The 18,585-nt window shown below is 40.6% G+C and carries 16 protein-coding genes; all 16 read left to right on the forward strand.

All coding sequences use genetic code 11. The features are described from left to right. The first annotated feature begins 206 nt into the window (after window positions 1–206). Window positions 207–1,127 (forward strand): tRNA pseudouridine(55) synthase TruB, encoded by a 921-nt coding sequence (gene truB / locus ACZ5XR_RS06955; RefSeq protein WP_464500939.1) that lies wholly within the window; start codon window positions 207–209, stop codon window positions 1,125–1,127. 31 nt (window positions 1,128–1,158) lie between these two features. Then, entirely contained in the window at window positions 1,159–2,112 is a 954-nt protein-coding gene (gene ribF / locus ACZ5XR_RS06960; RefSeq protein ID WP_464500940.1) for a bifunctional riboflavin kinase/FAD synthetase, read from the forward strand. Window positions 2,113–2,282: 170 nt separating this feature from the next. Next, window positions 2,283–2,552, forward strand: a complete 270-nt coding sequence (rpsO, locus tag ACZ5XR_RS06965) for a 30S ribosomal protein S15 (RefSeq protein WP_464500941.1) — start codon at window positions 2,283–2,285, stop codon at window positions 2,550–2,552. Window positions 2,553–2,777: 225 nt separating this feature from the next. Continuing rightward, window positions 2,778–4,895 carry a polyribonucleotide nucleotidyltransferase gene (gene pnp / locus ACZ5XR_RS06970; protein ID WP_464500942.1) on the forward strand — a complete coding sequence of 706 codons (2,118 nt, stop codon included), beginning with the start codon at window positions 2,778–2,780 and terminating at the stop codon, window positions 4,893–4,895. A 315-nt stretch (window positions 4,896–5,210) separates the two neighbouring features. After that, window positions 5,211–6,158, forward strand: a complete 948-nt coding sequence (locus ACZ5XR_RS06975) for a polysaccharide deacetylase family protein (RefSeq protein WP_464500943.1) — start codon at window positions 5,211–5,213, stop codon at window positions 6,156–6,158. 83 nt (window positions 6,159–6,241) lie between these two features. Next, a complete protein-coding gene (locus tag ACZ5XR_RS06980) occupies window positions 6,242–7,480 on the forward strand; it encodes a M16 family metallopeptidase (protein WP_464500944.1) in 1,239 nt (412 codons plus the stop codon). 228 nt (window positions 7,481–7,708) lie between these two features. After that, complete coding sequence (locus ACZ5XR_RS06985) at window positions 7,709–7,951, forward strand: YlmC/YmxH family sporulation protein (protein WP_464500945.1); 243 nt, start codon at window positions 7,709–7,711, stop codon at window positions 7,949–7,951. Between the two features lie 294 nt (window positions 7,952–8,245). Next, window positions 8,246–9,148 (forward strand): dipicolinic acid synthetase subunit A, encoded by a 903-nt coding sequence (dpaA, locus tag ACZ5XR_RS06990; RefSeq protein ID WP_464500946.1) that lies wholly within the window; start codon window positions 8,246–8,248, stop codon window positions 9,146–9,148. Then, window positions 9,145–9,744 carry a dipicolinate synthase subunit B gene (gene dpaB, locus ACZ5XR_RS06995; protein ID WP_464500947.1) on the forward strand — a complete coding sequence of 200 codons (600 nt, stop codon included), beginning with the start codon at window positions 9,145–9,147 and terminating at the stop codon, window positions 9,742–9,744. Before dpaA ends, dpaB begins: the two co-directional genes overlap by 4 nt. A gap of 147 nt (window positions 9,745–9,891) precedes the next feature. Beyond that, window positions 9,892–10,950, forward strand: a complete 1,059-nt coding sequence (gene asd, locus ACZ5XR_RS07000) for an aspartate-semialdehyde dehydrogenase (RefSeq protein WP_464500948.1) — start codon at window positions 9,892–9,894, stop codon at window positions 10,948–10,950. Window positions 10,951–10,985: 35 nt separating this feature from the next. Further along, window positions 10,986–12,227, forward strand: coding sequence for an aspartate kinase (gene dapG, locus ACZ5XR_RS07005; RefSeq protein ID WP_464502248.1), 1,242 nt, complete (start codon window positions 10,986–10,988; stop codon window positions 12,225–12,227). An 85-nt stretch (window positions 12,228–12,312) separates the two neighbouring features. Beyond that, window positions 12,313–13,185: a 4-hydroxy-tetrahydrodipicolinate synthase gene (gene dapA, locus ACZ5XR_RS07010; RefSeq protein ID WP_464500949.1), complete on the forward strand. Its 873-nt coding sequence runs from the start codon at window positions 12,313–12,315 to the stop codon at window positions 13,183–13,185. Between the two features lie 125 nt (window positions 13,186–13,310). Further along, a complete protein-coding gene (locus ACZ5XR_RS07015) occupies window positions 13,311–14,978 on the forward strand; it encodes a ribonuclease J (protein WP_464500950.1) in 1,668 nt (555 codons plus the stop codon). A 106-nt stretch (window positions 14,979–15,084) separates the two neighbouring features. Then, window positions 15,085–15,840, forward strand: coding sequence for a ClpP family protease (locus ACZ5XR_RS07020; RefSeq protein WP_464500951.1), 756 nt, complete (start codon window positions 15,085–15,087; stop codon window positions 15,838–15,840). After that, entirely contained in the window at window positions 15,837–16,073 is a 237-nt protein-coding gene (locus tag ACZ5XR_RS07025) for a YlzJ-like family protein (protein WP_464500952.1), read from the forward strand. Before ACZ5XR_RS07020 ends, ACZ5XR_RS07025 begins: the two co-directional genes overlap by 4 nt. 117 nt (window positions 16,074–16,190) lie before the next feature. Continuing rightward, window positions 16,191–18,539, forward strand: a complete 2,349-nt coding sequence (locus tag ACZ5XR_RS07030) for a DNA translocase FtsK (RefSeq protein ID WP_464500953.1) — start codon at window positions 16,191–16,193, stop codon at window positions 18,537–18,539. The last annotated feature ends 46 nt before the right edge of the window (window positions 18,540–18,585 follow it).

An 18,585-nucleotide genomic window follows, 5' to 3' on the forward strand; every position in this document is an offset into this window, starting at 1 on the left:
TTCGAAGAGAGATCTCAAGGACACTTGAAACGTAAAAACCGATCAAAGTGTCCTTGAAGATTGGTCTCAAGGACACTTGAAGCATAAAAAATGGTCAAAGTGTCCTCGAAGAGTGTACTAAAGGACACTTCGGTCAAAAAAACGTATCGAAGTGTCTTTGAAATTTTTCTACAAAGTAATTTCAACAAAAAGGAGTGCAAAAATTTTTGGAAGGAATTTTACCATTATATAAACCAGCAGGATTAACCTCTCATGATTGTGTCTTTAAACTGCGAAAAATTTTAAGAACGAAAAAAGTGGGCCACACTGGCACGCTCGACCCCGATGTAACCGGTGTTCTTCCGATTTGTATCGGCAGGGCAACAAAGGTGGCTGAATACATAACCGACGCTGGCAAAGCCTATGAAGGTGAAGTGACCATAGGTTTTTCGACAACAACGGAGGATGCTTCCGGTGAGGTCGTTGAACAAAAGCCGGTAAATCGCGTCATAAAGAGGGAAGAAATTCTCGAGGTCCTAAACTCATTAACAGGTGAAATTGAGCAAACCCCGCCCATGTATTCCGCGGTGAAAGTGAATGGAGTCCGGCTTTACGAATATGCGAGAAAAGGCATCGAAGTGGAACGCCCGACACGGACGGTGACGATAAAGACAATCGAATTGCTAGATGACAGGGACGAATTTAGTGGGGATCCCCTCTCATTCCGTTTCCGTGTCAGCTGCAGCAAAGGAACCTATATCCGAACATTGGCTGTGATGATCGGAGAACGACTCTGTTTTCCAGCACATATGTCCTATTTGCAGAGAATCCAATCCGCTTCTTTTAACATAGAGGACTGTCTTACGTTTGAAGAAATTGAAAAATTAATGGAAGAGGGCAGGATTGAAAATGTCCTTAGACCTTTAGAGTCAGCACTCTCTCATTTGCCGAAATACGTAATTAATGATAAAGTAGCAGAGAAAGTAAAGAATGGGGCACTTCTACCCGTTCCGGAAATCTTAAAAAATAGTAACGGACCTATTATCACTGAAACTACAGACGGACAGGCACTTGCCATTTATGCAAAGCATCCTACAAAGCCTGACTTGATTAAACCGGTTAAAGTGTTGCGAAATGATCTAGATTAAAGGGTACGGTATATAGAAAAGGTGAGTTTCCTTGGAAGTAAAAAAGCTTTATTTTCCACATCATATAGAGAAAAACGAACTACCGCCGCTTGCAATGGCACTTGGTTATTTTGATGGTGTCCACCTCGGCCACCAAAGAGTCATTTTAGAAGCGAAACGGAATGCTGAAAAACTTGGATTAAAAAGTGCGGTTATGACTTTTGATCCGCATCCATCGGTAGTGTTGGGCAAACCAGAAAAGCATGTACACTATATAACCCCATTACCGGAAAAGATAAAAATCATTGAAGAGATGGGGATTGATTATTTATTTATCATCCATTTCACAACAGAATTTGCCAATCTTCTGCCACAGGAATTTGTTGATCAATACATAATTGGTTTGCACGTGATGCATGTGGTTGCCGGCTTTGACTTTACATATGGACGGATGGGAAAAGGAACAATGGAAACTTTACCATTCCATTCACGGGAACAATTTTCTTATTCGGTCGTTCCCAAATTCACTAACAGTGAGGAAAAAATTAGCTCGACTCAGATTCGGAAATTTTTAAAAGAAGGAAGAACAAATAATCTGCCTGAATTATTAGGAAGATATTATACGACCACAGGAATTGTCATTCACGGTGATAAACGGGGGCGGACCATTGGGTTTCCCACCGCGAATGTGGATGTAAATGAGGAATATATTATCCCGCCGCTTGGTGTTTATGCTGTAAAAATGAAAGTGCATGGAGAATGGTATCAAGGGGTTTGCAATGTCGGTTACAAGCCTACCTTTAACAAGGTAGCAGAAAAGCCGTCCATCGAAGTTCATTTATTCCGTTTTGACCAATCTATTTATGGAGAAAAGGTTGTAATTGAATGGCATGTATATTTGCGAAAGGAACAAAAATTTTCCGGTATTGATGAACTCGTCTCGCAAATTGAAAAAGATAAACAAAAAGCCATCGAATACTTTGAACAAACTCGACATTCTTCATGAAAAAAGCCGCAAAAAAACTCTTTCTTTACATTATCATCAAGGTTTTGCTTGCTTTTTGACGAGAAACATTGTATTCTTATTAACGTACTAAAAATAAACCTTTGCTTGGCAAGTCGAATCACCGACGCTTGCTCAGTAACAGGGGATTCATATTTAGGAGGTGAATCAGGATGGCAATCACTCAAGAGCGTAAAAATCAAATTATCGCTGAGTATAAAACTCATGAAAACGACACTGGATCTGCAGAAGTTCAAATCGCTGTCCTTACTGAATCAATCAACAATTTGAATGAGCACTTACGTACTCATAAGAAGGACCACCACTCACGTCGCGGTCTGTTGAAAATGGTTGGTAAACGTCGTAATCTTTTAACTTACCTACGTAACAAAGATGTTCAACGTTACCGTGAGTTAATTAATAGACTAGGTCTTCGTCGATAAACATCAGAAGCGGGAGTTTTCCCGCTTTTTTGTTAGCCTTTAAAAAGATATAGAATTTTGTATACATATTTAAAATAACGTAAATTTGAGCATACTATAAATACATTTGTATTGATAACATAAGCATTTTTGGCTTTTTTATAAAAATTAAGATGATTACTGCGAAATTTTTAGGTAAAATTCGCAGCATCCTCCTAAGTGATTTAGATTGAGAGGGGTAAAAAAATGGAACAAACGAAACATGAGTACTCGATCGATTGGGCCGGTCGAAAGCTAAGTGTCGAAATTGGACAATTAGCTAAGCAAGCAAACGGTGCCGTAATGGTACGCTATGGAGATACTGCCGTGCTAAGTACGGCAACAGCTTCTAAAGAACCTAAAAACCTGGACTTTTTTCCACTTACAGTTAATTATGAGGAACGTTTATATGCAGTAGGGAAAATACCCGGCGGGTTTATTAAACGGGAAGGCCGACCAAGTGAAAAAGCTATTTTAGCCAGCCGTCTTATCGACCGCCCGATACGTCCGCTTTTTGCTGACGGTTTTCGTAATGATGTACAAGTAATTAGTATTGTCATGAGTGTTGATCAGGATTGTTCAACTGAAATGGCAGCCATGTTCGGTTCATCTTTAGCATTATGTACTTCGGATATTCCTTTTGAGGGTCCGATTGCCGGTGTCGTAGTAGGCCGTGTAAATGAAGAGTTTATTATCAATCCAACTGTGGAACAAGCAGAACAAAGTGATATTCATTTAACTGTCGCTGGTACAAAAGATGCGATTAATATGGTTGAAGCAGGGGCGAATGAAGTGCCGGAAGAAATTATGCTTGAGGCCATTATGTTCGGTCATGAAGAAATCAAACGGTTAATTGAATTCCAAGAAAAAATTGTTGCGGAAATCGGCAAGGAAAAAAGAGAAATTTCTCTTTATGAACTCGATAAAAAACTTAAAGATGAAGTAAGAGAAATGTGCGAGGCTGATTTGGTAAAGGCGATTCAGGTCCAAGAAAAGCATGCACGTGAAGATGCCATTAAAGGAGTAAAAAATCAAGTTTTGGCAAAGTATGAAGAAGCGGAAGCAACAGATGAAGATATTAAGCAAGTAAAGCAAATTTTAGATAAGATGGTTAAAGACGAAGTCCGCCGTTTAATTACAGTCGAGAAGATTCGTCCAGATGGCCGTCAAATTGATGAAATCCGCCCATTATCTTCACAGGTCGGTTTGCTTGCACGTACACATGGTTCAGGACTATTTACACGTGGACAGACTCAGGCTTTAAGCATCTGTACATTAGGGGCTATGGGTGATGTTCAGATTCTGGATGGTCTCGGAATTGAGGAAGAAAAACGATTCATGCATCACTATAATTTTCCTTCCTTTAGTGTAGGAGAAACGGGTCCGATTCGTGGGCCGGGACGCCGTGAAATTGGCCATGGGGCGCTTGGTGAACGTGCGCTTGAACCAATTGTGCCGAATGAAAAAGATTTCCCTTACACGATCCGACTGGTTTCTGAGGTTCTTGAATCTAATGGTTCTACCTCACAAGCAAGTATTTGTGCAAGTACGCTTGCGATGATGGATGCGGGTGTTCCGATCAAAGCACCTGTCGCAGGGATTGCAATGGGGCTTGTAAAGTCCGGGGAACACTATACGGTGTTAACAGATATTCAAGGAATGGAAGATCACCTTGGAGACATGGACTTCAAAGTGGCCGGAACCGCAAAAGGTGTTACTGCCTTGCAAATGGATATCAAAATTGAAGGTCTTTCACGTGAAATTTTAGAGGAAGCCCTGCAGCAGGCGAAGAAAGGAAGAATGCAAATCCTGGATTCTATGCTGTCTACACTAGCCGAGCCGCGTTCAGAGCTATCTCAATTTGCACCAAAAATCCTCACCATGGCGATCAACCCTGATAAGATCCGTGATGTGATTGGACCGAGCGGAAAGCAAATCAATAAGATTATTGAAGAAACCGGTGTGAAAATTGATATCGAGCAGGATGGCACGATTTTCATTGCGTCAGCCAATCAGGAAATGAACCAAAAAGCTAAGAAAATCATTGAAGATATTGTCCGTGAAGTGGAAGTTGGGCAAATCTATCTTGGTAAAGTAAAACGTATTGAAAAATTCGGTGCTTTTGTGGAAATTTTTGCTGGTAAGGACGGACTTGTTCATATTTCTGAACTTGCTGAGGAGCGAGTCGGAAAAGTGGAGGACGTCGTAAAAATTGGAGACGAAATTCTGGTTAAAGTAACTGAAATTGATAAACAAGGCCGTGTCAACCTATCACGTAAAGCGATTTTAAAGGAACAGCGTGAAAAGGCGGAAGAAAAACATTAATGCAAAACCCCGGTATGCTGGGATGACATAAAGTCAGGGGGAACCCTGACTTTTTCTATGTATACTTTGAAATTAGATTACTGTCTAGCTCCACAAGGAAAGCTCCGGCAGCATAAGCATCGCACGACTGAAAGCGATAGCTTTTAGGAGGAGGCGCCATCGGCTCGAGGTCACAAGCCAATCCGTCCAAAAGGTTAAAAAGCAACCTTTCGGCCGGCTCGTCTTGTGCTTGTCGCCGATAGGCAGGCGCCTTCCGCTTTTCGGTGTTCTACCTTGTCCCCATTTTTCATAATCTTTATGGAAGGGGGAAGGTAGATGAAAAAGGCTATTATCATTCTGTTTATTTTTTTAGTTGGCTGGTTCGCAGTTAACAACCCAATTGTGAATCCATATGTTGAATCATTACAAAATACTGCGTTGTCTGTGACCAAGCAAGAAGATCCTCTGTATCAGAGTATCGTTAAGAATGCTGCCAAGTTTGAAGTTCCACCTTCCGATGCACGTATTGACAAAGTATGGAAGGCTATCCCGGGTTATAATGGCCTAAAGGTCGATCTTGCAGCATCCTATAAAAAGATGAAAAATAAAGGTAAATTTGATGAAAAGAAATTGGTCTTTACACAAATAAAACCGAAAGTTCACTTAAATAATTTACCCCCTTCACCAATCTATAAAGGGCATCCTGATAAACCAATGGTAAGCTTTATCATAAACGTTGCCTGGGGGAACGAATATCTGTCAGAAATGCTTGCAACCTTAAAGAGGCATCATATTACGACCAGTTTTTTTCTAGAGGGAAATTGGGTAAAGAAAAATCCCGAACTTGCAAAAATGATCGTCAGTGCTGGACATGAAGTAGGTAATCATTCCTATTCCCATCCGGATATGAAACTGCTTACAGCTGACCAGGCAAGATTGGAAATGATCAAAACCAATGAAGTGATTAAGGCCGCAACAGGTGTGAATTGTAAATGGTTTGCTCCTCCAAGCGGCAGTTTCCGTGATGAAACGGTTAAGGTGGCGGCTGAATTAAAGATGAAAACAGTCATGTGGACTGTTGACACAATTGACTGGCAAAAGCCAACACCGGATGTTCTGATTAACCGGGTTATCAGTAAAATTGGTAATGGTTCAATGGTACTGATGCACCCCACGGAAGCAACAGCTAAATCTCTTGACCGTTTAATCACGTTAATTGAACAAAAGAATCTTAAAATCGGAACGGTCACAGAATTAATGAATGAGGAAAGAATAATGAAATAATCTGGAGCAAGAACGTTTAAATTTGGAAAGAATAATGTAATAGCATTGAAAAACAGGAGCTGTTTATATTCAGGAGGAGTTCGATGATTAATAAATACACATGTTCAAATGGGGTAAGGATTGTATTAGAAAATATTCCAACCGTTCGATCGGTTGCGATTGGGGTATGGATTGGAACAGGTTCAAGAAATGAAAACCAACAGAATAATGGGATCTCTCACTTTCTGGAGCATATGTTCTTTAAAGGGACGAAAACCCGGTCTGCAAAAGAAATTGCTGAATCATTTGATAGTATTGGCGGTCAGGTAAATGCTTTTACTTCTAAAGAATACACTTGCTACTATGCAAAAGTACTAGATACTCATTCTCAATTTGCATTAGATGTTTTAGCTGATATGTTCTTTAATTCCACTTTTGTTGAAGAGGAATTAAATAAAGAAAGAAATGTTGTTCTTGAAGAAATCAAAATGTATGAAGATACACCGGATGATATTGTGCATGATTTATTAAGCCGTGCCGTTTATGAGGACCACCCTCTTGGGTATCCAATTCTTGGTACAGAAGAAACCCTTAACACATTTACCGGAGAGAAACTCAATAACTATATCCACGAACGGTACACTCCAGAAAATGTGGTGATATCGATTGCGGGAAATATATCGGATTCATTTATTTATGAAGTGGAAAAATATTTTGGCTCTTATACCGGCGGCGAGAGCCAACGTGTTGAAATGAGACCGGCTTTCCATTCCAATCGCATTTCAAGAAAAAAGGAAACCGAGCAGGCCCATTTATGCGTAGGCTTTGAAGGACTTCAAATTGGTCATGAGGATATTTACAGCTTAATTATTTTAAACAATGTTTTAGGCGGCAGTATGAGCAGCAGATTATTTCAAGAGGTGCGGGAACAAAGAGGGTTAGCCTATTCCGTTTTTTCATACCACTCGGCCTATCAGGATAGCGGGATTGTAACGGTCTATGGGGGAACTGGGGCCAAGCAGCTTGATTTACTCTATGAAACCATTCAGGAAACGCTTGAGAAATTAAAGCAGGACGGAATTACTGAAAAGGAATTAACCAATACAAAAGAACAATTAAAAGGAAGTTTAATGCTAAGTTTAGAGAGCACCAATAGCCGTATGAGCCGAAATGGGAAAAATGAGCTTCTTTTGAAGCGTCACCGTTCACTCGACGAAATTATCGAAATGATTGATTTGGTCTCGAAACCAAGTGTAGATGAAATGGCACGATCTATTTTTAATGACAAATATTCAGTCACGTTAATAAGCCCGGATGGGGAATTACCGAAAAACTTAAAATAGAATGTAAATAAAACAGTTCGGGCCCGGACTGTTTTTATTTTGTCTAGCTCCAGGCGCCATCGGCTCGAGGTCACAAGCCAATCCGTCCAAAAGGTTAAAGAGCAACCTTTCGGCCGGCTCGTCTTGTGCTTGTCGCCGATAATCGGGCGCCTTCCGCTTTTCTTATTCTATTTTAGGACTTCCCTCGATAAATATATAGTAACAAGTCTTGAAGGGAGTTTTAAGAATATGCGGCTGAGTGAATTAAGTGGAAAAGAGATTGTTGATGTTAAAAAAGCTGAACGACTGGGGGTTCTCGGTCAAACGGATTTGGAAATAAATGAAGGGACAGGACAAATCCAAGCGCTCCTTATTCCTTCTCTAAAATGGTTCGGTTTACGTAAACAAGGGGAGGTCAGCCGTGTCCCTTGGCAGCATATAAAGAAGATTGGCACAGATATGATTATCATTGATGTTCCCGAAGAGGAATAACTATATAACTTTTATAACTGTCTAGCTCCAGGCGCCATCGGCTCGAGGTCATAAGCCAATCCGTCATGAAGGTTAAAGAACAACCTTCCTGCCGGCTCGTCTTATGCTGGTCGCCGATAAACAGGCGCCTTCCGCTTTTCTTATAAAGCCCAAGCAACCGAAGCGTTGCTTGGGCTTTTTTTATTCAACTTTAATGGAAAACTCACAGAATGAATCCTTCCTACATAAGATGTTGAAGTGATAAAAAGAAATGAATTCCTGCTAGGATTTTTTAAAAAGAAGGTGAATGTTTTCATGCTGACAGGGATGCAAATAGCCGTGATCGGTGGAGATGCAAGACAGCTGGAAATTATCCGGAAGTTAACCGAGTTAGATGCCAGATTATCGCTAATTGGCTTCGAACAGCTTGACCATGCCTTCACTGGTGCCGTAAAGGAAAAGCTGGATGAAGCGGATTTAACAAATATGGATGCCCTAATCTTACCTGTACCAGGTACAAATTTGGAAGGACAGATTGAAACAATCTTTTCAAATGAAAAGGTTATTTTAACTGCTGATGTGTTGGCCAAAACCCCTGACTACTGCACCATATATTCCGGAATCAGTAATTCCTACTTAAATGGAATTACAAACCAAAGCAATCGGACTCTCATTCAATTGTTTGAGAGAGACGATGTGGCCATTTACAACTCGATTCCAACCGTCGAAGGTACCATCATGATGGCGATTCAGCATACCGATTTTACCATCCACGGTTCAAATATTACGGTATTAGGTCTTGGAAGATGCGGAATGAGCGTAGCAAGAACCTTTGCAGCTCTTGGGGGCAAGGTAAAGGTTGGGGCAAGGAAGAGTGAACATTTAGCCCGAATTACCGAGATGGGTTTAACTGCATTTCATTTTAACGATTTAGAGCGTGAAGTGAAGGATGTTGATATTTTAATTAATACTGTACCATTTCCGATAGTCAATGCAACGGTTCTTTCCAAAATGCCTCCCCATACGCTCGTTATCGATCTTGCTTCAAAGCCTGGCGGAACCGATTTTAGATATGCCGAAAAAAGAGGAATTAAAGCATTACTGGCACCTGGCCTTCCAGGAATAGTTGCACCGAAAACGGCAGGTCTGATTCTCGCCAATGTGCTTGCCCAACTTCTACAAGATGATTTGCGAAAGCGAAAGGGGAAAGTGAAATGAGTTTAAAAGGAAAAAGGATTGGCTTTGGGTTAACAGGATCTCATTGCACATACGATGCAGTATTCCCGGAAATTGAAAAATTAGTGCAAGCTGGTGCAGAGGTTATGCCAGTTGTAACATTCACAGTTCAAAATACGGAAACCCGTTTTGGAAAAGGTGAGGATTGGATTCAACGGATAGAAGATTTAACTGGAAATAAAGTGATTGATTCTATCGTGAAAGCTGAGCCGCTAGGACCAAAGATTCCCCTTGATTGTATGGTCATTGCACCACTGACAGGCGTATCAATGAGTAAGTTTGCGAATGCCATAAACGATAGTCCTGTTCTAATGGCAGCAAAGGCAACATTGAGAAATCTTAAGCCCGTCGTTCTTGGAATATCCACGAATGATGCACTTGGATTAAATGGTGTTAATTTAATGAGATTGATGGCAACAAAAAATATCTATTTTATTCCATACGGCCAGGATGATCCTGTGAAAAAGCCAAACTCCATGGTGGCAAGAATGACCTTGCTTTCTGAAACCGTCGAGTATGCCATTTTAGGAAAACAGCTTCAGCCTGTCCTCGTGGAAAGATTTCGTGATGATGATTAATTATACCCGCTATCGTATAAAATGGTTATTTCTTTCAAAGGATTATGTTAGAATATAGTAATAATTCTTTAGATGAGAATTGATTTTATCCTACAAGATTATTTCCTTTGGAAATAACCATATAAGAATCCGAAAGGGGTACCAGAAATGAGTCAGCAAAAAGGTTTTCACGTCGCAGTAGTCGGAGCAACTGGCGCAGTAGGCCAGCAAATGCTTCAAACATTAGTCAATCAAAAGTTTCCTTTCAATCAGTTAACATTACTTTCATCCGGTCGTTCTGCAGGAAAAAAAGTAATCGTAGATGGTAAGGAATATACCATTCAAGAGGCTAGGCCTGAAAGCTTTGAAGGGGTAGACATTGCCTTATTTAGTGCAGGCGGCAGTGTTTCTAAAGAACTTGCTCCAGAGGCTGTAAAACGCGGTGCCATTGTCGTTGATAATACAAGTGCATTCCGTATGGATCCGGATATCCCTTTGGTCGTTCCTGAAGTGAATGAAGGAGATTTACATCAGCAAAAAGGAATTATTGCCAATCCAAACTGTTCAACCATTCAAATGGTTGTGGCCTTAGAACCAATCAGGCAAAAATTAGGCTTGAAAAAAATCATTGTATCAACCTATCAAGCTGTTTCCGGAGCGGGAGCAGCCGCTGTTCAAGAACTAATGGATCAAACGAAGTCCATTATAAATAATGAATCATTTAAACCAGAAATTCTTCCGGTGAAGAGTGATAACAATCATTATCAAATTGCGTTTAATGCGATTCCACAAATTGATAAATTTCAAGAGAACGGCTTTACATTTGAAGAAATGAAAATGATTAATGAAACAAAGAAAATCATGCATGTACCCGAGCTTGCCGTTTCGGCCACATGTGTGCGCCTTCCGGTCGCAGTCGGTCATTCTGAATCCGTTTATTTTGAAATCGAAGCAGACGGGGTCAGTGCCGAGGAGATTAAAGCATTGTTAAAAGAAGCGCCAGGTGTCGTTTTACAAGATGATCCTGAGAACCAAATTTATCCGATGCCTGCAAATTGTGTAGGGAAAAATGATGTCTTTGTGGGCAGGATCCGCAAGGACTTAAACGATGACCGTGGTTTCCATATGTGGGTTGTATCAGACAACTTACTAAAAGGTGCGGCTTGGAATTCAGTACAGATTGCCGAAAGCTTGGTGAAGCTTGGTCTTGTGAAAGAAAGCGAATAAAGTTTCCATCAAAAAGGCAGGTTTTGAATGTCACCATGAAAATTATTGTGCAAAAATTTGGAGGGACATCTGTCAGGGACGAAAATGGAAGGAAACATGCCGAGGGACATATAGTTAAAGCAATAGCGGACGGTTATAAAGTCGTTGTCGTTGTTTCGGCAATGGGCAGAAAAGGGGACCCCTATGCAACGGATACACTTCTATCTTTAATTGGGGGTAACCAAAGTAAAACGAGCAAACGAGAAACTGATTTACTGATGTCCTGCGGGGAAACCATATCGAGCGTTATTTTTGCCAATATGTTATTAGAAAGCGGGATTAATGCTGTGGCATTAACCGGGGCTCAAGCTGGTTTTCGCACAAACAACGACCATAACAATGCTAAAATTATGGAGATGAAATGTGATCGGCTTCTACGTGAATTAGAGGACGCAGACGTCGTTGTAGTTGCAGGGTTTCAAGGAGCAGCGAAAAATGGCGATATTACAACCATTGGCCGAGGCGGGAGTGATACATCTGCTGCGGCACTTGGCGCCGCGCTGAATGCAGAATGGATCGATATTTTTACGGATGTCGAAGGGATTATGACAGCGGACCCCAGAATTGCTGAAAATGCCCGGCCGCTTTCTGTCGTTACGTATACGGAAGTGTGCAATATGGCATACCAGGGAGCGAAAGTCATCCATCCAAGAGCGGTGGAAATTGCGATGCAATCCAAGATTCCCATTCGAATTCGCTCCACTTATTCCAATAATCTTGGGACCCTCGTTACAACGATCAATAAAGAAAATCGAGGCAGTGATATAAAGGAACGAACCGTAACAGGAATTGCCCATGTCTCAAATGTCACACAAATAAAAGTGTTTGCGAAAAAAGACCAATACTATCTGCAGGCTGAAGTGTTCAAAGCGATGGCAAATGAAAAAATCAGCGTTGATTTCATCAATATATCTCCAAACGGTGTTATATACACAGTAACAGATGAGATGTCAGAGCTTGCAATTAACGTCTTACATGAATTAGGTCATGAGCCTGTTGTTGAACGTCATTGCGCAAAGGTTTCAGTGGTGGGTGCTGGAATTGCCGGGGTACCGGGGGTAACTTCCAAAATTGTAACGGCATTATCCGAGCAGGGGATTCGAATTTTGCAATCAGCAGACAGTCATACAACCATATGGGTGCTTGTAAAACAAGAAGACTTGGCAAAATCGGTTAATGCGCTGCATGATGCCTTTCAATTGGAAGAAGATTCACTGGAAATCTACCGAATCGATTAGGAGAAATTTCTTTTGGCAGGATAGGGTATGCTAAGGCAATGACCGCATCAATGCAGGGCCAATGCCAGGAAGGAGCAGTAGTTAAATGGTTCACTTTGGGAGAGTTTCCACAGCAATGGTAACTCCATTTGATAAAAATGGGCATGTTGATTTTACTAAGACCACACAATTAGTAAATTATTTAATTGATAATGGGACTGATTCTTTGGTAATTGCGGGTACAACCGGGGAATCCCCGACATTATCAAAAGAAGAGAAGCTGGCATTATTCAGCCATGTTGTGAAGGTCGTGGATAAACGAATACCGGTGATTGCCGGTACGGGAAGCAATAATACTTATGCTTCCATTGAGTTAACCAAAAAAGCCGAACAGCTTGGTGTAGATGGAATCATGGCAGTAGCCCCTTATTATAATAAGCCGAACCAAGAAGGACTTTTTCAGCATTTCAAATCAGTGGCTGAATCTACAGCCCTTCCTGTTATGGTGTATAATATTCCAGGAAGAGCGGCTGTAAATATACTTCCGGATACAATTATCCGGCTTTCAGAAATCCCCAATATTATTGCCGTAAAGGAAGCAAGCGGAGATTTAAATGCGATGACAAAAATCATTGCAAATACCGCAGATGATTTCCTTCTTTATAGTGGTGATGATGGTTTAACATTACCGGTTCTTTCCATTGGCGGCACAGGAATCGTGTCAGTGGCTTCACATGTCATTGGAAATGAAATGCAGGAAATGATTAAAGCGTTTTATGAGGGAGAAATTACGAAAGCCGCCAAGCTGCATCAAAAGCTTCTGCCATTAATGCAAGGTTTGTTCGCGGCCCCTAGTCCTGCACCAGTAAAAACGGCCCTGCAAATTAATGGATTGGATGTCGGGTCTGTGAGGCTGCCGCTTGTACCGTTAACTGAGCAGGAACGGATAACTCTTATAAATACGTTAAAAAAGAACTAATACGGTATTAAGCCAATCGATATAATTCGATTGGCTTTTTTCTATTGTAAAGGTTTTCTAGTTTCAAGTATAATAAGCATAACTGATTTCGATCGGGTTATTATCAACGTAGGAGGATACAAAAATTGACTAAAAGAAAAAATAACTCCATTAAGATCATTTCGCTTGGTGGTATTGGAGAGATCGGAAAAAATATGTATCTTGTAGAAGTGGACAAGGACATATTTGTTATCGATGCCGGCTTAATGTTCCCCGAGGAAGAGATGCTGGGCATTGATATTGTTATTCCGGATATGACTTACTTAACGGAAAATAAGGAACGAGTAAAAGCTGTTTTTCTTTCCCATGGCCATGAGGATCATATTGGCGGACTGTCCTATTTGCTGCGAAATATAAATGTACCGGTTTACGGAACCAAACTTACTTTGGCCTTGGCGAATGCTAAGCTTAAAGAACAGGATTTTAACGGGAAAGCAAATTTTATCGAAGTTAATTCAAATACCATCGTGGATATGGGTACGGTGGAAGTTAGCTTTTTTAAAACCAATCACAGTATCCCGGATTCTATTGGCATTTGTGTTCATACTTCCGAAGGGATTATTGTTTACACAGGGGACTTTAAATTTGATCAAGCTGCTAAGAAGCTTTATAAACCTGAAATTGGGAAAATGGCTGCGATTGGGGACAAGGGAGTTCTGTGCTTGTTATCTGATAGTACCGAAGCTGAAAAGCCGGGATATACCACTTCAGAAGCGATTGTAGAACGAGAAATGTCGAATGCCTTTTATAATGCACGAGGAAGAATTATTGCTGCCTGCTTTGCATCAGACATTAATCGTATTCAACATATCTTTGATGCCGCTAAAGAGAACGGACGAAAAATCGCTGTTGTTGGGAAAAGTCTGGAAAAAATTTATCATATCGCCTTAGACCTGGGATATTTAGAAGTTGAGGAAGATTTAATTATTCCTATTAATGAAATTAATGAATATCAAGACCATGAAATTTGCGTATTAATGACGGGGAGCCAGGGAGAGCCGTTTGAGGCTCTGCAAAAAATGGCAAAGCAATCAGCAAAGCTTGTGAATATTCAACCCGGCGATACCGTATTGATTGCTGCCTCGCCATTAAGAGGAAGTGAATTATATTTATCCAAAACGGTCGATCTCCTTTTCAGAGCAGGCGCAAATGTGGTTTCGGGTAAACGGGCTATTCATGTATCAAGTCATGGCAGTCAAGAAGAATTAAAATTTATGCTGAACTTGATGAATCCGAAATTTTTCATTCCTGTTCATGGAGAATATCGCATGTTAAAAGCCCATCGTAAGCTTGCCATGGAATATGGACTCACAAATGAGCAAATTCTGATTCCTGACCGGGGAGAAGTCGTTGAAATCAAGGATGGGAAATTTACCATCAGCAGTAAGGTTCCATCCGGAAATGTATTAATTGATGGAATTGGTGTAGGAGATGTTGGCAATATTGTTCTACGTGACCGTAAGCTTTTGTCTCAGGATGGAATTCTTATTGTAGTGGTAACATTAACAAAGCAGGATAAGAAAATTGCCGCAGGTCCTGAAATTATTTCACGAGGCTTTGTATATGTAAGGGAATCAGAAAAATTAATGGATGATTCTAATAAACTGGTCCGCGATGTTGTCGAGCGTAATATTTCAAAAGACTCCTTTGAATGGTCAAGCTTGAAGCAAGACATTCGCGACGAATTAAACCGATTCTTATATGAAAAAACAAAAAGAAGACCGATGATCCTTCCAATTATCATGGAAGTGTAACATATCTATCAAAAAGCGCCGGGGCAACCGGCGCTTTTTATTTTATAGGGATGAAATTAAGGAGAACGTCAATACTAAAACCATCATGCTTGAAGGGAGATTAGGGATGGATATCTTTAAAAATATTTTAAACAATGAATCCGATGAAGGGAAGGAACCGCAAAAAGAGGAGAAGCCCTCATCAGCATTAATAGAAAAAATTCAACAATTAGGTACAACCAATGTACCCCAGCTTTCAGCAGATTCAAGAATTCATTGTTTAACAATTATCGGTCAAATTGAAGGGCATTTAGCATTGCCGCCGCAAAATAAAACAACAAAATATGAACATTTAATACCCCAGCTGGTTGCGATTGAGCAGAACCCCAAAATTGAAGGTGTGCTTATTATCTTAAATACGGTAGGGGGAGACGTTGAGGCAGGGTTAGCGATTTCAGAAATGATCTCAACCATTTCGAAGCCGACCGTATCTATTGTTCTTGGAGGGGGACATTCCATCGGTGTTCCAATTGCGGTATCCTGTGACTATTCCTTTATTGTAGAAACGGCAACTATGACGATTCATCCAATTCGATTAACAGGATTAGTGATTGGTGTACCTCAGACATTTGAATATTTGGATAAAATGCAAGAACGGGTTGTTAATTTTGTAACCAAGCATTCTAACATTACCGAGGAGACATTTAAAGATTTAATGTTTGCTAAAGGTAATTTAACCAGGGATATAGGAACAAATGTAATTGGTGTTGATGCTGTTAATTGTGGACTCATCGATGAGGTGGGTGGCATGGGAGCCGCAATGAAAAAGTTAAATGAATTGATCGATCTCCATAAAGAGCAAAACGAGGGGCTGATTCAATGATTTTATACACGATGATGCCTCAGGAGCTTATTTTTCCATGTGAGGCAGCCGAGTTTAGCAAACAACAAATGGTCACCTTTCAAGGAATTCCACTCATGGTCATGCAAACAGATCAGCAAAATGTTCAAGTTCTTCGCGTTCTAAGCAGTGATCCCCAGCATTTTTTAGATGAGCGGATTTGCCCGGGATCAAAAATTTCTTTCGCAAACGTTGAGGGATTGTCCGCATTATAATAGTAGATTATGGTATAATTACCGTAACAAAACAAGAGCAGCCAATAAGGCTGCTTTCTTTCTATCTTTTAATTACTATTTTAACATTAAAGGAATCTATATGAACAAGGTGATTGAATGGCGAAGAAAAAGCGAAGACAAGCAAAAAAAAGGGATAATCATATAAAGCGGACAGTCCAATATGAACTATCAGCCCTTGCATTATTAGCATTGGCGATTATTTCAATGGCCAGATTAGGGGCAGTTGGAAAAGCTTCCGTCTTATTTTTCCGTTTTTGGATGGGTGAATGGTATATGGCCGCCATTCTTGGACTGGTCGTTTTAAGCGTGTATCTTATGTGGAAGAGGACGATTCCCTTTTTTTTCAATCTTAAATTGACCGGCTCTTATTTTATTATTTCATCCATTCTACTTTTAAGCCATTTAACTTTTTTTCGGTTGATGACGAATGATGGGAAATTCAAAGATCCGAGCGTAATCAGAACCACCTGGGAAGTTTTTATGATGGAGGTAAAAGGGGAAACCAGTACGCACGACCTTGGTGGAGGGATGATTGGGGCTGTTTTATTTGCCTTATTTCATTTCCTTTTCGCCGATACCGGCACAAAAATTGTTGCTTTTATTTTTATCATCATCGGCTTTATTTTAATTACCGGAAAATCGTTTGGAGATTTTATTGGAAAAATTCTATTGGGAATCTTTGGATTTTCAAAAGGGCAATGGTCGGCATTTAAAGATGATGTAGAAGAATGGAAACAAAAACAACAAGAGAAAAAGGAAGAACGAAAAGATAGACAGCGCCAGGAAGTACAACAGAGACGGACGAATCACCAACGGGAAGAAATTATCCAACAGTCTCTTGTAGAAGAGGAAATCAGAGTACCTGAACCAATTATTTCAAGTTTTACTGATAGGGACTATCAAGAGGCCGTACCGAAGGAAAAACAAAAGAAGGAAACATCTAATGAAAATAAACCCACTCCGGAAAAAGAGGAAGAGGATACATCCCCTCCGATTACCTTTACAGAGGTGGAAAATGTCGCATATGAGCTTCCGCCGCTTAGGCTGTTAAAGCTCCCGAGAAAAACAGATCAAAGTGGTGAATACGAATTAATTCAATCAAATGCAGCCAAACTCGAAAGAACCTTTCAAAGCTTTGGTGTTAAAGCACGAGTTACCCAAGTTCATTTAGGTCCTGCGGTAACAAAGTATGAAGTTCATCCGGATGTAGGCGTCAAGGTAAGTAAAATAGTCAGTTTAAGCGATGATTTAGCCTTAGCCCTTGCTGCAAAAGATATCCGGATTGAAGCTCCAATTCCGGGGAAATCGGCAATCGGTATAGAAGTCCCTAATTCCGAGGTTGCAATGGTTTCATTAAGAGAAGTGCTCGAAGCTACTCAAAATGACAAGCCGGATGCAAAATTATTGATTGGGTTTGGCAGGGACATAACTGGTGAAGCAGTGCTTGCTGAATTGAACAAGATGCCGCATTTGCTCGTAGCCGGTGCAACGGGAAGCGGAAAAAGTGTTTGTATTAACGGAATTATCGTAAGTATCTTGATGAGAGCCAAGCCGCATGAAGTAAAGTTAATGATGATTGATCCTAAAATGGTCGAACTAAATGTTTACAATGGAATTCCACATTTATTGGCACCTGTTGTCACGGATGCAAAAAAAGCTTCACAGGCATTAAAAAAAGTAGTCAATGAAATGGAAAGACGCTATGAATTGTTTTCCTACACCGGAACAAGGAATATTGAAGGGTATAATGAACATATCAGACGTCATAACCTCGAAGAAAATGATAAACAGCCATTATTGCCCTATATTGTTGTCATTGTTGATGAATTAGCCGATTTAATGATGGTCGCATCAAGCGATGTTGAGGATTCGATTACGAGGCTTGCACAAATGGCGCGTGCAGCCGGTATCCATTTAATCATCGCAACCCAGCGCCCATCTGTTGATGTTATTACAGGTGTTATAAAAGCAAATATTCCATCAAGAATTTCTTTTGCCGTTTCAAGTCAAACCGATTCCAGGACGATATTGGATATGGGTGGTGCTGAAAAGCTTCTTGGCAGAGGGGATATGCTGTTCCTTCCAGTCGGGGCTTCAAAACCAATTCGGGTTCAAGGTGCATTTCTTTCGGATGAAGAAGTGGAAGAAACGGTGGAGTTTGTGATATCGCAGCAAAAGGCACAATATCAAGCAGAAATGATCCCGGACGATATCCCGGAAGCAAAAGGTGCAGTCGATGATGATTTGTATGAAGAAGCAGTTGATTTAATTATTGAAATGCAGACGGCTTCTGTTTCCATGCTGCAGCGAAGATTTAGAATTGGCTACACAAGAGCAGCGCGCCTCATTGATGAGATGGAAGCTCGCGGAATAGTCGGTCCATACGAGGGCAGCAAGCCAAGAGTAGTTTTACAGTCTAAACCAAAAGAAGAAGCCAGTTCGTAAAGGGTATAAAAAAAGAGCCAAAAATTTTGGCTCTTTTTATTATTTT

The sequence above is a fragment of the Neobacillus sp. Fa239 genome (assembly GCF_055395235.1).